The sequence below is a fragment of the Saccharothrix ecbatanensis genome, from assembly GCF_014205015.1.
Lineage (GTDB): Bacteria > Actinomycetota > Actinomycetes > Mycobacteriales > Pseudonocardiaceae > Actinosynnema > Actinosynnema ecbatanense.
The window spans coordinates 2,818,701-2,832,874 of the sequence record NZ_JACHMO010000001.1 but is presented as its reverse complement, the minus strand read 5'-3'; the positions used below and the strand labels follow the sequence as shown (position 1 = coordinate 2,832,874).

Annotated in this window: 9 protein-coding genes; all 9 read right to left on the bottom strand. The window is 71.5% G+C overall.

Translation table 11 applies throughout. The features are described from left to right. Window positions 1-59 precede the first annotated feature (59 nt). The 9 genes from F4560_RS12185 to F4560_RS12145 all read right to left on the bottom strand — a co-directional run bounded on the left by F4560_RS12185 (window position 60) and on the right by F4560_RS12145 (window position 14,174). A complete protein-coding gene (locus tag F4560_RS12185; RefSeq protein ID WP_184919571.1) occupies window positions 60-908 on the bottom strand; it encodes a maleylpyruvate isomerase N-terminal domain-containing protein in 849 nt (282 codons plus the stop codon). A gap of 153 nt (window positions 909-1,061) precedes the next feature. Then, a complete protein-coding gene (locus tag F4560_RS12180) occupies window positions 1,062-3,500 on the bottom strand; it encodes a non-ribosomal peptide synthetase (RefSeq protein ID WP_184919570.1) in 2,439 nt (812 codons plus the stop codon). After that, entirely contained in the window at window positions 3,497-4,519 is a 1,023-nt protein-coding gene (locus F4560_RS12175) for an ABC transporter ATP-binding protein (protein ID WP_184919567.1), read from the bottom strand. The genes F4560_RS12180 and F4560_RS12175 overlap by 4 nt, the downstream gene beginning before the upstream one ends. Beyond that, window positions 4,516-6,012 (bottom strand): ABC transporter permease, encoded by a 1,497-nt coding sequence (locus tag F4560_RS12170; RefSeq protein WP_246477784.1) that lies wholly within the window; start codon window positions 6,010-6,012, stop codon window positions 4,516-4,518. The genes F4560_RS12175 and F4560_RS12170 overlap by 4 nt, the downstream gene beginning before the upstream one ends. An 8-nt stretch (window positions 6,013-6,020) precedes the next feature. Beyond that, entirely contained in the window at window positions 6,021-7,037 is a 1,017-nt protein-coding gene (locus tag F4560_RS12165) for an extracellular solute-binding protein (protein WP_312869213.1), read from the bottom strand. Window positions 7,038-7,186: 149 nt separating this feature from the next. Continuing rightward, window positions 7,187-7,483: an HPF/RaiA family ribosome-associated protein gene (locus tag F4560_RS12160; RefSeq protein WP_184919565.1), complete on the bottom strand. Its 297-nt coding sequence runs from the start codon at window positions 7,481-7,483 to the stop codon at window positions 7,187-7,189. Window positions 7,484-7,637: 154 nt separating this feature from the next. After that, entirely contained in the window at window positions 7,638-10,445 is a 2,808-nt protein-coding gene (locus tag F4560_RS12155; protein ID WP_184919563.1) for a beta-L-arabinofuranosidase domain-containing protein, read from the bottom strand. Window positions 10,446-10,524: 79 nt separating this feature from the next. Further along, complete coding sequence (locus F4560_RS46100) at window positions 10,525-12,231, bottom strand: carbohydrate-binding protein (RefSeq protein WP_221483460.1); 1,707 nt, start codon at window positions 12,229-12,231, stop codon at window positions 10,525-10,527. A gap of 38 nt (window positions 12,232-12,269) precedes the next feature. Further along, window positions 12,270-14,174 carry a glycoside hydrolase family 127 protein gene (locus F4560_RS12145; protein ID WP_184919561.1) on the bottom strand — a complete coding sequence of 635 codons (1,905 nt, stop codon included), beginning with the start codon at window positions 14,172-14,174 and terminating at the stop codon, window positions 12,270-12,272.

Below are 14,174 nucleotides of genomic sequence, written 5' to 3'. Positions count from 1 at the left end.
CCCCGACCGGAGCACCATAAGTCGGAATCGCGCCGAGGGCACTCCGGCCGCCGGGATCTTTACGGAGATCGCATGCCCCGGAGGTAGTTGACGGCGGTCCAGGGACGGCGGCCGGACGCGAACACCTTGCCCGTCACGACGGCGTGTGAGAGGCGGGCGCGGCGGAAGATCGTCAGCATCATCGTGGTCGGGTCGAACCGGACCCGCGCGTCGACCTGACCACCGCCGGGCGGGTCGACGGACAGCCGCCCGTTGTCCCTGGTGAGGACGACGGGCGTGGTGTGCTTCGAGCGGAACTCGATGGCGATGCGACCGGGTGTGCCCCCGCTGCCCATCAGCCGGCCGGAGTCACCGCCGAGCAGGTGCATGAGGAACACGTCGAACGTCAAGGCGGCGTGCCAGGTGGGGATGTGCCAGGGGACGCCCAGCGCGCGGGCGATGTCGAGGCCGTGGATCATGGTCTCGTTCAGCTGGTGGGCCACGTGCGAGGCCGCGGGTAATCGGGCGCCGCCGAGCCACGGGCGCAGTTCGTGCGGATCGACGTCCTCCGCGCGCGCCAGCAGAAGGTCGACACCATCGAGGAGGCCCTGCGCCGACGCGTCCGTCGACCGGTCCGAGTAGTGGTCGAGGATCGCGTCGTTGAGCCGGCCGAACTCGGCGAAGCTGCTCTCCCGGGAGAGCCGGTCCAGCTCCGGGTCGCCGAGCGGGGACGGGTCGTCCACGATCAGGGCGGCGTTGAGGCGGGCGACGACGGCGGTGTGGGCGGCGGTCTCGGCGACCGACCACTTCCCGACCGCGAGCCGGTCCGGTGTCCGGCAGTCCCGGAGCATCCGGGCGAACCGGTGACTGACCTCGGCGAGCGCGTCACGCAGGTCCCGCCACCGCTGATCGGTGAGTGCCAACTCCACCAGCCGCCCCCTGACGCCGCCGAGCCAACGACGAACCCCACGGGACGAACATAGCGACGTGGTCAGGGGAGGTCTTCCGCCAAACTGCTCATGATCCGCACTGAGGGGGTGATTCGGTGCCGTGCCGTGCGGTGCGTGCCTACAGCCACGCGCCTAACGCCGTCCCTTCACCCGCGCCGGCTCCGCGAACACCCGGCGGCACCACCGTGCCGCGGCCTGCTGGTACCGCCCGCCCACCTGCCACACCACGACGCCCACCGCGAGGCTCGCCACCACGACGAGGGGGAGCGGCAGGTGGTCGAGCAAAGCCGGGAACACCGCGTAGTGGGTCAGGTAGATGTAGAGGGACGCGCCGGCCAGCAGCGTCACGACCGCCACCACGGGCTTGGGCAGCCGCACGCGCGCCACCCCGAGGAGCAGCACCAGCCCCACCCACACGACCGCTTCCCGCGCCGGGTCGTCGAACGTGTCGGGGATCAGCAGGAACGCCAGGACCAGCACAAGCGCCTTCTGCCACCGAGTACCGGCCCGCTGCACGAGCCACCCGAGCACGAAGAACCACACCGCGCCCAACGTCGTCATGTTGCGTTCGGCGAAGGAACTGGACGCGTCGAAACCGATGCGCAGCAACAGCGACACGCCCAGGAACGCCAGCGCGGTGAGGAACCCGTGCGCACGTTCCACCCTCCGCATGAACGGCACGGCGAACAGCAACGCGAACACCACCAGCGCGTGCACCACGACTTCCACGAACCAGTAGCCGACCGCGCCCGTGCCGACGAAGTTGTTCACCAGCACCACGTTCACGACCGTCACGTCATCCGTGACCGCCGCCCGGTACGCGAGCCACAGCACCGCCGGAGCCGCGATCAACGCCGCACTGCGCAGCATCCGACCGGGCATCGGCAGCACGAACCGCGCGAAGTTCCACCCCGCGATGACCAGCAGCAGGTGCGCCCCGCCGGTGATGTCGAAGAACTCGATGTGCGACCCGACGACGAGCACGATCGCCAACGCCCGCAGCACGATGTTCATCTCGACCGACGGCATCCGCGACGACACCGGCGCCCGCCGACCCTCCAGCTCCGCCACCGGCGTGGTGGGCCAGTCCTCCGGCAGCGGGCCGAGCACCCGTTCCAGCGCCACCGACGTCCGGACGTAGCTCAGCGAATCACCGCCGAGGTCCACGAACGTCGCGTCGTCCGGCACGTCGGACACCCCGAGCGCCGAGGCGAACACCTGACGGACCGAGCCGTCCTCCGGAGCAGGCGGGCGACCCAGCCGGGCCACCGCCGCGTAGTCGACCTTCCCGTTCGGCAGCCGGGGGAACTCGCCGACCCGGACCACCCGCACGCTCGCGCCGGGCAGGCCGCAGCGCTCCCGCACCAGCCGGTCCACCCGCCGGACCGCACCCCGCACCGCGACCACGAGCCCGTCGTCGGTTCCCGCGCACGCCGACTCGAAACCGTCCTCCGCCAGCACCCGCTCGACCCGGTCCAGGTCGATCCGCAACCCGAACAGCTTGACGAACCGGTTCTTCCGGCCGACCACCTCGTACAGGCCTTCGGGCGTGCGTCGGGCCAGGTCACCGGTCCGCAGCTCACCCGTCGTGCGGCCGAGGGCGAGGTCCGCGGGGCGGTGGGCGTACCCGAGCATCACGTTCGGGCCGCGGTACACCAGCTCGCCGTCCGCCGCGATGTCGAACTCCCCACCGGGGATCGGCACACCGATCGAGGACGGGTGGTCGCGCGCGAGTTCCGGCGGCAGGTACGCCATCCGGGCCGTCGCCTCCGTCTGCCCGTACATGACGAACAGCCGCCAGCCGCGCCGCTCGCCGAGCCGGGCGAACCGGCGGACCGAATCCGGCGCGAGCCGCCCGCCCGCCTGGGTCACGTACCGCAGGCTCGGCAGGTCCAGCCGCTCGAACCCGACCCGGTCGAGCAGGTCGAACGTGTGCGGCACGCCGTGCAGCCCGGTCACGCCGTGCTCCCGCACGACCGCCCAGAACTCCGGGTCGACCACCGACCGGTCGGTCAGCACGAGCCCCGCGCCGCGCAGCAGGTTGCTGTTGACCACGGACAGCCCGTAGCAGTAGTGCATCGGCAGGGACGTGATCGAGCGGTCCGTGGCGCGCAGGTCCAGGTACTCGGCGATGGCCTCGGCGTTGGCCGCCAGGTTGTCCGCCGACAGCCGCACCAGCTTGGGCGACCCGGTCGAGCCGGAGGTGGACAGCAGCAACGCGAGGTCTGGGTGCAGTTCGTGCGCGGTGCCGGTCCGGTGTTCGGTCCACCGGCCGTCGACCACCACGTCCGGGTCGTAGGCGGACGTCAGCGCGTCGACCTGCGTGGGCGAGGTGAGCAGCACGGGGTGCCCGCCGCGCAACGCGGCCAGGTAGGCGACGAGCGAGTCGACGTCGTTGCGCACGGCCAGCAGCACCAGCCGCCGCACCGGTCCCAGCCGGTCCGTCGCGGCGGCCACCCGGTCGTCCAGCTCCCGGTAGCTGATCGCCGTGCCGTCCGGGGAGACGAGGGCGACCCGGTCACCGTGCGCGGCGAGCCCGGCCGCGAACCCGAGGTCGGCGGTCGCGGTCACGACGGGCCGCCGGCGAAGAACAGCGCCGACCCGGACACGCGCACCGCCGTGACGTCCCCTGGTCGCACCGGCGGAGCACCCTGGACCCGTGACCGCACGCGCGTGCCGTCGCCGAGCCGCAGCAGCACGGTCGCGTCGTGCCCGTGGAACAGCACATCGTCCACAGTGGCCGCGACACCGTCCGTGCCGACGTGCAGCTGCTCTGGCCGCACGAGGACCGTGCCCGCGCCCGACACCGTGTCACGGACCGGCAGCCGCCCCAGCGGGGTCTCGGCGACACCATCCCGTGCCGAGCTGTCGAACGTGACCGCCTCACCCACGAACAACGCCACCCCGAGATCGGCCGGTGACGAGTAGATCTGTTGCGGCGCACCGAGTTGCGCCACCAAACCGTCACGCATCACGGCGACCAGGTCGGCGACGCCGAGCGCTTCCTGCTGGTCGTGCGTCACGAGCAACGCCGTCGCCCCGAACGCGTGCAACGCCGTCCGCACGTCGGCACGCAGCTCGTCGCGCAGGCTCGCGTCCAGCGACGAGAACGGCTCATCCATCAGCACCACACCAGGCCGAGGCGCCAACGCCCGCGCCAGCGCGACCCGCTGCTGCTGCCCGCCGGACAGCTCCGCGGGCATCCGCCGGCCGTACCCGGACAGCCCGACCAGCTCCAGCAACTCCTCGACCCGGCCGTCCCGGCGCTGTGCCCTGGGCAGGCCGAAGCCCACGTTGCCGGCCACGGTCAGGTGCGGGAACAGCGCGCCTTCCTGCGGAACGATGCCGATGCCACGACGTTCCGGTGGCACGTGGGTGGACCGGTCGGCCAGCACCCGGTCGCCGAGCCGGACCTCACCGGACCGCACCGGGTGGAAGCCAGCCAGCACCCGCAGCAACGTCGTCTTGCCGCAGCCGGACGGACCGAGCACGGCGAGCAGGCGGCCTTCGGGGACGGCGAGGTCCAGGCCGCGCAGCACCGGTTCGGGCCCGTAGCCCACGACGAGACCGCTGACGCGCAAGTCGCTCATCGCACACCTCCACGAAGGAACCGGTCCAGCACCACGGCCGGTATCGCCGCCACCACCAACAACACCGCCGCGTACGGGGCCGCTGCGGCGTACGCGGACACCTCCGTCTTGGTCCACAGCTCGGTCGCCAGCGTGTCGACGCCGGTCGGCCGCAGCAGCAGGGTCGCGGGCAACTCCTTGGCACAGGTCAGGAAGACCAGCGCGGCGCCCGCGAGGATGCCCGGCGCGGCCAGCGGCACGGTCACCCGCAACCGCGTCTCGGTCCGGCTCTTGCCCAACGACCGCGAGACGTCTTCGAGCACCGGCGGTGCGTGCGCGACAGCCGTCCGCACCGCGCCCACCGCGAGCGGCAGGAACAGCACCGCGTACGCGAACGCCAGCATCGGCGTCGTCTGGTAGAGACCGGGCGCGAACCGGATGCCGAAGAACACCAGCGCCAGCCCGATCGTGATGCCCGGCAACGCGTGACCGGCGAACCCCGCCAGCTCCACGCCCCGCACCAGCGCGCCGCGATGACGTGCCGCGAGCACACCGACCGGCAGCGCCATCACGATCGTGAGCGCCGCGCCCAGCGCCGACACCGTCACCGTGTTCAAGGTGGTGGACAGCAGGTCGTCGCCCACCGTGGACCGGCCCGCCGCGAGCCACCAGCCCAGGCTGAACACCGGCACACCCAGCGACACCACGACCAGCGCGGCGGTGCCGAGGAACGCCGGGACACGGGCGCGGCCCAACGGCACCGTGACGGCCGGACGGGGACCGCGGGTCGTGGCCGCGGCGCCTCTCGCCCGCCGTTCACCGACGGTCAGCGCGATCGCGAGCGCCACCAGGACGCAGCCCAGGATCGCGGCGGGCGTGCGGTCGAACGTGGCCCGGTAACTCGTGTAGATGCCGAGCGTGAACGCCTCGTACCGCATCAACGACACCGCGCCGAAGTCGCTCAACGCGTACAGCGCCACCAACAGCCCGCCCGCCGTCGCCGCCGGTCGGATCTGGCGCAGCGTCACGGAGAAGAACGTCTGCGCGCTCGTCCGTCCCAGCGACCGCGCGACCTCCTCCACCGCCGGGTCGGCCGTGCGCAGGGCGGCGGCCACCGGCAGCAGCACGTACGGGAACGACACCAGCGTGAGCACCAGGAAAGCGCCCGTGAACCCGGTCAGGCCGGGCAGCAGCGCCACCCATGTGAACCCGGCGACGTACGACGGCACGGCCAGCGGCAGCACCAGCAGCACTCCGGCGACGCGCCGTCCGACCATGTCGCTGCGCACCACCAGCCACGCGCCCAGCACGCCGATCACCACGCACGCCACCGTCACGGCGCCCGCCAACGCCAGGCTGCGCACGGCGAGGTCGAGGGTGCGGGCACGCCACAGCACCCGCCCCACCTCGCCCACCCCGCGGTCGAAGGAGCGGACCGCCAGGTAGGCGAGAGGTGTCAGGGCGACCCCGGCCACGACCAGGGCGAGCGCGGTGTTCGTCGGTGCGGCCCGCAACGGACCCCTCAGGACAGCCCTGCTTCCTGCAACAGGGTCAGCGTCTGCTGGAGGGTCGACAGCTTCGAGAGGTCGATGTCCGGGCCGTTGAGCTCGGCCAACGTCGGGAGCTTGTGCTTGTCGGACGTCACCGCCGGGTTGGCCGGGTACTCGGCGGTCTCGTCGGCGAAGTACTTCTGGGCCTGCTCGGACAGCAGGAACCGGACGGCCTTCACCGCGGCCTCGTTCCGGTCGGAGCCGGCGACCACGGCCGCGCCCGCCACGTTCACCAGGCTCAGCGGATCGCCGCCGCCCGCGTAGTGGAGCTTCACCTTGACCGCGTCGGCGCCGTTCTCGGCGACCTTGGCGTACCAGTAGTAGTGGTTGATCAAGCCGGCCGGCAGCTGACCGTCGTTCACCGCGTTCATGATGGCGATGTTGTTGTCGTACCGCTGTGGGTCGTTGGCGGCGAACTTGGCCAGCCAGTCCTTGGCGAACTCCTCGCCCTTGACCACGCGCACCGATGTGACGAACGCCTGCCACGAGGCGTTGGTGGGTGCGTACCCCATCCGACCCTTCCACTTCGGGTCGACCACGTCCTCCAGCGTCTCCGGCAGCTCCGCCTCGGTGACCACCCGCGGGTCGTAGGCGACCACGCGGGCACGGGCCGAGGTGGCGACCCACTTGCCGTCGTCCGCCCGGTACTCCTCGGGCACCATGCCCAGCACGTCGGCGGGCAGTTCGGCGAGCCGGCCCTGCTCGGCGACCGCGCCCAGCGCGCCCGCGTCCTGCGAGAAGAACACGTCGGCCTGGGTGCCGTCGCCCTCCTCCAGCAGCTGGGCCGCCATCTCGCCGCTGCTGCCGTAGCGGACCTCGACCTTGACGCCGGTGGCCTGCTCCAGCTGGTCGAGCACACCGCCGACGAGCTCCTTGTTGCGGCCGGAGTAGATCACCAGGGCGTCACTGCCGCCGGCGCTGCCGCACGCGACTACCGGAACGGTCAACAACGCCATGATCAACGCGACGGCGCGTGCGCGACGGCTCACTGCGGGTCCTCCTCGTACTCCACCCTGGCGGCCCAGGCGGAGACAAGGTAAAGCTAACCTAAATTTCACACAAGACCGTGGCGATAACGCCTGCTGCGACCCCGGACACACCACTCGTCCGGGCGACCACCGGGTGCGGGAACCCGTCGTCAGCGCCCGAGTTCCACCAGTTGGTGCCGCAGCCGTTCGTGCAACTGGTCGACCGCCTCGTGGTAGGTCTCCGCGGCCGCCTCGGCGTTCACCGGCGTGCCGTTGACGTCCAGTGAGGCGTGCGCGACGACCCGGCGCGGACCGTCCGAGCTCAGGCGGATCTTGGCCCAGTGGATGTCGGCGGGGGAGTACTTGCCCACGGCGGCGACCTTCAGCCGCGCGTAGTCCCCGGCTTCACCCGGGATGCCGGTGGCCAGGTCGGTCTGGATGTTCACGATCTCGTGCACATGGCCCATGTCCGGAACCTCCTCGCACACCAGCCGATCCGCTGTCCCGCGACTCCGCTGTCCAGTCGAACCGGGCAGGTCCGATCGTACGCCCGATCGCGGGAAAGGCCTGGTCGAGCGGCGGCGGCGCGGGTGGCCGGGTCCACCCGCGCCGCACGAGCGCTCACGCCGCGTACGTGGCGTCCTGGGAGGTGCTCACCACCTTCCGCGCGTCGTCGGCGGTGAGCAGGCCGGCGGACACCCACGCGTCGGCGGTCGCCTTCACGTGCTGGATCAGGTGCCCCTTGCCCCGGAACGGCGCGGCGGCCCACACCTCGTCCAGGAACGTCGTCCCGTCGCCCCGGCTGGGGTTCGCCACCCCGGCGTCCCGGCCGCCGAACACGATCCGCGGCTCACGGCGGTGGAAGTACACGTGCGTCGGGTCCTCCGTGCCCTCGAAGAACGGCGCGAACTCGACCCCGTCCAGCACGTGGTGCAGCGGCTTGCCGGCCACCGGCGTCAGGCTCGGCAGCAGGTCGCCGGACAGCCCCGCGTTGCGGAACAGCCCGAACTCCAGGAACGTCCGCCGGGCGTCCCGCGCGACCAGGTTCACCGGACCGTAGAACAACGTCTGCGTCGCCGGGTCGTCCAACGCCCGCTCCATCCGCAGCCGGAACGGGATGGACACGCGCACGGTGTCACCGCTGCGCCACGTGCGGGACAACGTGAAGTACGAGCCGGGAACGGCGGCACGCGGCACCCGTTCGCCGTTGACCTCGACCCGGAAGTCCGACCCCGCCCAGCCCGGCACGCGCAGGTGCAGGTCGAACCGGCCGCTGCCGCGCACGCTGATCGTGCTGCCCTGCTCGACCGGGTAGTTCGTGGTCTGCGTGACCGTGACGCCCTTGTCGGCCCACTTCAGCATGGACGCGCTGTACAGGTTGACGTACAGCGCGCTGCCGTCGGCCTTGGCGAAGTACACCGAGTCCTGGTACTTGGTCGCGCTCTCCATGCCGGTGCCCTCGCAGCACGTCGTGCCCGCCTTCGGCGTGTAGTCCCGCACGTGACCGGGCAGCAGCCCGATGAAGTACGTGACCAACGGCTTCTCCGCGTCGGCACGGTCCTGTTTGGACCCCAGCACCTGGTTGTAGAGCGCGCGCTCGTAGTAGTCCATGTACTTCGGGTCCTGCTCGTGGAAGAACAGCACCCGGCTCAGCTTGAGCATGTTGTACGCGCAGCACGTCTCGGCGGTGGTCTCGCTGAACGTCCCGACGATGCTGCCGGGCGCCCGCCAGAACTCCCCCGTGCTCGTGCCGCCGATGCTGTACATGCGGGTCGGCACGACCATGTCCCAGAACTTCCGCGCCGCCGTCAGGTACCGCTGCTCGCCGGTCTCGTCGTGCAGCCGCACCATGCCCGTGAGGATCGGGATGTGCTGGTTGGCGTGCAGGCCCTCGAGGATGTCGGCGCCCGCCGCGCACGAGTCGATCAGCCGGTCCAGGTCGAACAGCCGGGCCAGCGCCAGGTGCTCGGCCTTGCCGGTGATGGCGTGCAGGTCGCAGATCGCCTCCACGATGCCGCCGAACTCGCCGCTGGAGAAGATGCCCCACATCCGCTGGAGCGTGGACTCGGGCAGCTTGGACAGCCGCGAGTGCATCCAGTCGCACAGGCCGTCGGCGAGGTCGAGCGCCCGTTCGTCACCGGTGTTGAGGTAGGCGTCGAGCAGACCGCGCAGGATCTTGTGCGCGGTGTAGTACGGCGCCCAGACGACGAAGTAGTTGGACGTGGTCGCCGACTCCAGCGTGATGAACTGCGTCTCCGGGTAGGCGGCGAGGAAACCCGGGTGGCTCGGCCGGCCCCACGTGCGCCGGAACGTCGCGTGCTGCCCGCGCCCGGACGCGTCGGCGACCGTCGAGCCGCTCGTCTCGTCGAACGAGTAGGAGGCCAGGTCGCCCCGCGCGGGGGTGTGCTGGAGCGCGGCGATCTCGTCGGCGCCCAGTGCCCGGGACCAGATGTCGACCTGGTCGAACGCGCCCGCGAACGCCGGGTCGGCGGGGAACTGGGAGTTGCCGAGCCAATGGTTGCGCAGCGCGCCCAGCGTGGCCGGGTTGTGGGTCATGTTCCGGTTCTCGCCGACGCGCTTGCCGTCTACGTAGAGCGAACCGGTGGTGCCCTCGATCGTGACCGCGAGGTGGCTCCACCGGCCGACCGGCAGCGGCTCGGCGGCGTCGATCACCTGCTCCACGCCGGGTCCGTTGGGTGTGATCGCGAAGCGGGGCCGGTTCAGGTGGCTGCGGACGGTCAGGAACATGTAGCGGGAGACGTCGTTGCCGAAGTCGAAGATCCGCGCCCACATGGTGTCGTGCTCCGGCTTGACCCACACCGAGATCGTGATGGCCGGTGACCCCGCCAGCACGGTCGGCGGCAGGTCGAAGATCTGGTGGCTGCCGCGCGGGTTGTCCACCGCCGTGCCGAACTTCCCTGGCACGCTGCGCAGCACCGGCTCGTGCCGCAACGCCTCGCGCACCTCGACCAGCGCGCCCACGGCGTAGCGGATCTTGTCGGCGTAGACCTCGTCACCGCTGCCCGCGTACGCCTGGGACAACATGGTCAGGAAGTGCCCGGTGTAGTGGCCGCGCAGGTTGCCGTTGGCCTCGCCGTCCAGGCCCTCCCAGCCGCCGGGCGCCACCGCGCCACGCGTCGACAGCCCGGCGTTCGCGCGGAAGACCTGCAACAACCGGTCCACGTCGTACCCGCGGGCGTAGTCGAGCATCAGGTCCCGCTTGGCGGCGAAGACGCTGTTGCCGAGCGCCACCTGGTCCAGCGCGAACGGTCGCACCCGCCACGCGGCCGGTGGTGGCAACGCGGACCCCGCCGCAGCCACCACGGGTGCGGCTCCCGCGCGTCCGACGACGGTGGACGCGACCAGGGGAGCAGCCGCCGCCAATGCCGTGGCGCGGAGGAAAACTCGCCGGTCTACGGGCTGTGCCATGTCATACCTCTCCTCGTGCGGACTGCGCGGGGGACCGGCTGCCGGCGGTGGGCCACCGCCGGCAGCCGGACTCGGTGGATCAGGTCAGCTGGAGGTAGTCCAGCTCCGCGTACCCGGTGCCACCGGCGAAGAAGGGGGAGCCCTTCGCCAGGCGGATCACGTTGTAGCCGGCCCGCAGGCCGACCGTGGTGGACACCGTGGAGCCGAACTGGCCCCACCCGGCGGTCGGCGGGTAGCTCACCGTCGACCACGCGCCGCCGTTGTAGGCCAGGCCGTGCGTCGCGGTCGCGCCGGTGCCGTTGGCGTACCCGATGGTCATCGTGTAGCTGCGGGCCGTGGGCACGTTGACGACGAAGTCGACGTAGCTCGCGGTGCGCGGGTCACCGGTGTTGTCGATGAAGCCGACGTACCCGCCGTTGGACGCGCTGCCGGCGGAGAACCGTTCGGCCCGGAACACCGACGCGTTCTCCGCTTCGTACCGCTGCTGGTAGGACGGCACGCCGCTGGTCGGCTCGACCACGAGGTGGTACGAGGCGGTCGCGGACATGTTCGGCACCGGCACGGTGATCTGCCCGTTCGTCACCGTGTACGTGGTGTTGGCGAGCGTGGTCGGCCCGGACACGTTGGTGAACCGGCCGGAGCCCGGCGTGGACTCCAACCTCACCCGGACCGTGCTGCCGAGCCCGGCGAGACCCGTGACGCGCACGGAGTTCGTGCCGGACTCGTCACCGAAGACGACGTCGACCCGCTTGCGCGTGCTGTCGTAGGAGGCGAAGCCGTCCAGGCCGGTCTGCGCGCGCGGGATGGTGCGGACCATGTTGCCCGCCATGTCGCCGTACCATTTGTACAGCCACCACGAGGCGGTCGGCTGGTTGTTGTGGGTCAGGCCGTTGACGGTGCCGTACTCGTACCAGAACGCCCGGTCGGCGGCCCAGACCCCGGCGCGTTCCAGCTTGGCGATGTAGTTGGTGACGCGGCCGGGCACGTCGATCTCGTCGCGCTCGGCGTACTCGTTGATGAAGATCCGGCGCGGGCTGATGCCCAGCGACGCCTCCAGCGACCGGTAGGCCGCGACGTTGGCCGCGATGTGCGGCGTGGTGTGCCCGAGTTCGTGCCACACCACGATGTCGGGCAGGGTGTTGGTGTTCCTGGCGTTGGTCAGGAACGCCCGCATCCAGTTGACGTTCCACACCGCGTAGCCGGGGCCGGCGACGGGGGTGACGGCGTCACGGGTGCGGATGCGCTGGACGGTGCGCGTCCAGCCGGTGTTGAAGTCCCCCGCCGCGGCGGTGTCCCAGGTCCAGTCCGGCTCGTTCCAGATCTCGTACGCGGTGACGTTGCTGACGTTCGTGGCGGCCAGGCGGTCGTTGACCATCTGGTCGACCTTGGCGAACCAGTCGTTCCAGCCGACCCAGCGGTAGGGGAAGTCGCGGTAGATGTCCGGCATCCGGATCACCTGCGCGGCGCCGACGCGGTCGGCCTGGGGCGCGACGAGGAGGGTGTCACCGCCGGGCGGCTGGCCGTTGGGCGCCTGCCCGACCCTCGGCGGCGGCTGGGTCAGGGTGTGCATCTTGATTGGCAGCAGCAGCGAGTCCGCCGGCCGGTTGTTCTCCGCCAACGCGTACAGGCCACCGGAGGCGGCGTGCGTGACCGGCCGGAACGGCACGGCCGCGTCGACGACCAACGTGCTGCCGGCCGCTTGGGCGGAGTGGAGCGGTAGGGCCACCAGGGCGGTGGCGGCGAGGGCGGAGACCGCTATCGCGGTCCGCAGTGTCGGCTTTGGCACCGTGCACCTCGTTCAGGGGATGGGTTGTGGAGGTGGTGTCATCCCGTGGTGGTCGGGATCCAGACCCGCATCGGGCCGGGCGACCGGTTGCCCCACAGGAAGTACGGGACGGCGGTCAGGGTGAGCGGAGTGGCGGCGTTCTCGGGCACGCCGGTCCGGTACAGGGCGTCGCCACCGGGCGGCAGGAGCGCGCCCTCGGTGGTCAGCGCGACCGGGACGGCGGGCAGCGCGGTGTGGACGACGGCCGCGGCCGGGTCGATCCGGACGTCCTCCAGCACGACGTCGGCGGGCAGGTCGGCCTGCTCCACGCAGTAGACGAGCGGGCCGCGGGCCAACGCGACGCAGCCGCGCACGGCGTCCACACGGGGGTGTGCGGTGACCACGCGGACCGGCATGGCCAGGTCCAGCACGACGGTGACGCCGGCCGACCAGTCCCGACGCAACCGCAGGTAGCCGTCGTCGGGCGTGACGTCCAGCGGCACGCCGTCGACCAGCAAGGACGGCTCCGAGCACCAGTCGGGCACCCGAAGCGACAGGTCCAACGGGCCGGAACCGGTGACCGTCAGCTCCACCCGGCCGTCCCACGGGTAGTCGGTGCGCGTGACGACCTCGATGCGGACGCCGTCCACCTCGGCACGCACGGCGCCCGCCGAGTACAGGTGCACCTGGAGCCCGGTGTCGTCGGTGGTCGCGGTGTAGCCGTGCAGGGACGCCACGAGCCGGGCCAGGTTCGGCGGGCAGCACGCGCAGGAGTACCACGGCAGGCGTTGTGACGGCGCGTCCTCGTGCGAGCCGTCGTGGCCGGTGCGCAGGTGCAGCGGGTTGGAGTAGAAGAAGTGCGTTCCGTCCAACGAGGTCGAGCCCGCGACCGCGTTGTACAGCGCGCGCTCCATCTCGTCGGCGTAGCGGGAGCCACCGGTGGCCAGCAGCATCCGCCAGTTCCACTGGACACTGGCGATCGCCGCGCACGTCTCGCCGTACGCCCGGTCCGCCGGCAGCTCGTACGGGTCGCCGAACGCCTCGTCGCGGTGCCGGGAGCCCTGCGCGCCGGTGATGTAGGTCTTGCTGCCGAACGCGTCCTCCCACAACCGGCGGGCGGCCTCGAACAGCTCGTCGTCGCCGGTCTCCACCGCGACGTCCACCATGCCCGCGAGCAGGTACAGCTGCCGCACGACGTGCCCGGCCACCTCGTCGGCCTGCCGCACCGGGACGTGGTCCTGGAGGTAGGAGGAACCGAAGCGCTCGCCGTTGAGCAGGCCGTGGCCGCGCTGGTCGAGCATCCGCCGCGCGAGGTCGAGGTACGGCCGGTGGCCGGTCACCCGGTACAGCTCCACCAGCGCCGTCTCGATGCCCGGGTGCCCGTCCAACGCCATGGGGCTGTCGGCTTTGCCAAAATGGTCGACCATCAGGTCGGCGAACCGGCGGGCGACGGCGACCAGCTCGGCCGCGACACCGGCGCGCGCGGCGGCGACGGCGGCCTGGATCAGGTGCCCCGCACAGTACATCTCGTGGCTGTAGTGCGGTTCCTGCCACCGCAGCTCCGGCTTCACCGCCGTGTAGTACGAGTTGAGGTAGCCGTCGTCGCCCTGCGCCTTCGACAACAACGCGGCGGTCGAGTCGACGAACGCGAGCAGCCGCTCGTCGTCCGGTTGCGAGGCGAGCAGCCACGCGGCGGCTTCCAACGTCTTGTGCACGTCGGAGTCGGCGAACCACATGTTCCGGAACTCGCCGGTCGCCTCACCGGTGACCAGCCGCAGGTTGTGCAGCGCGCCGGACGTGCCCAGCTGGTCGACGCAGTGCGGGAGCGTGCCGGTGGCGTTGCGGTGCTGCCACCGGCCGAAGAAGCCGTCGGCGGCGAACGTGACGCCGTCGAGGGCGACCGGGCGCAGCGCGGATTTCGCGGACGGGGTCGGCTGGACAGGGCCTTGGTGCAGGTGAGTCAT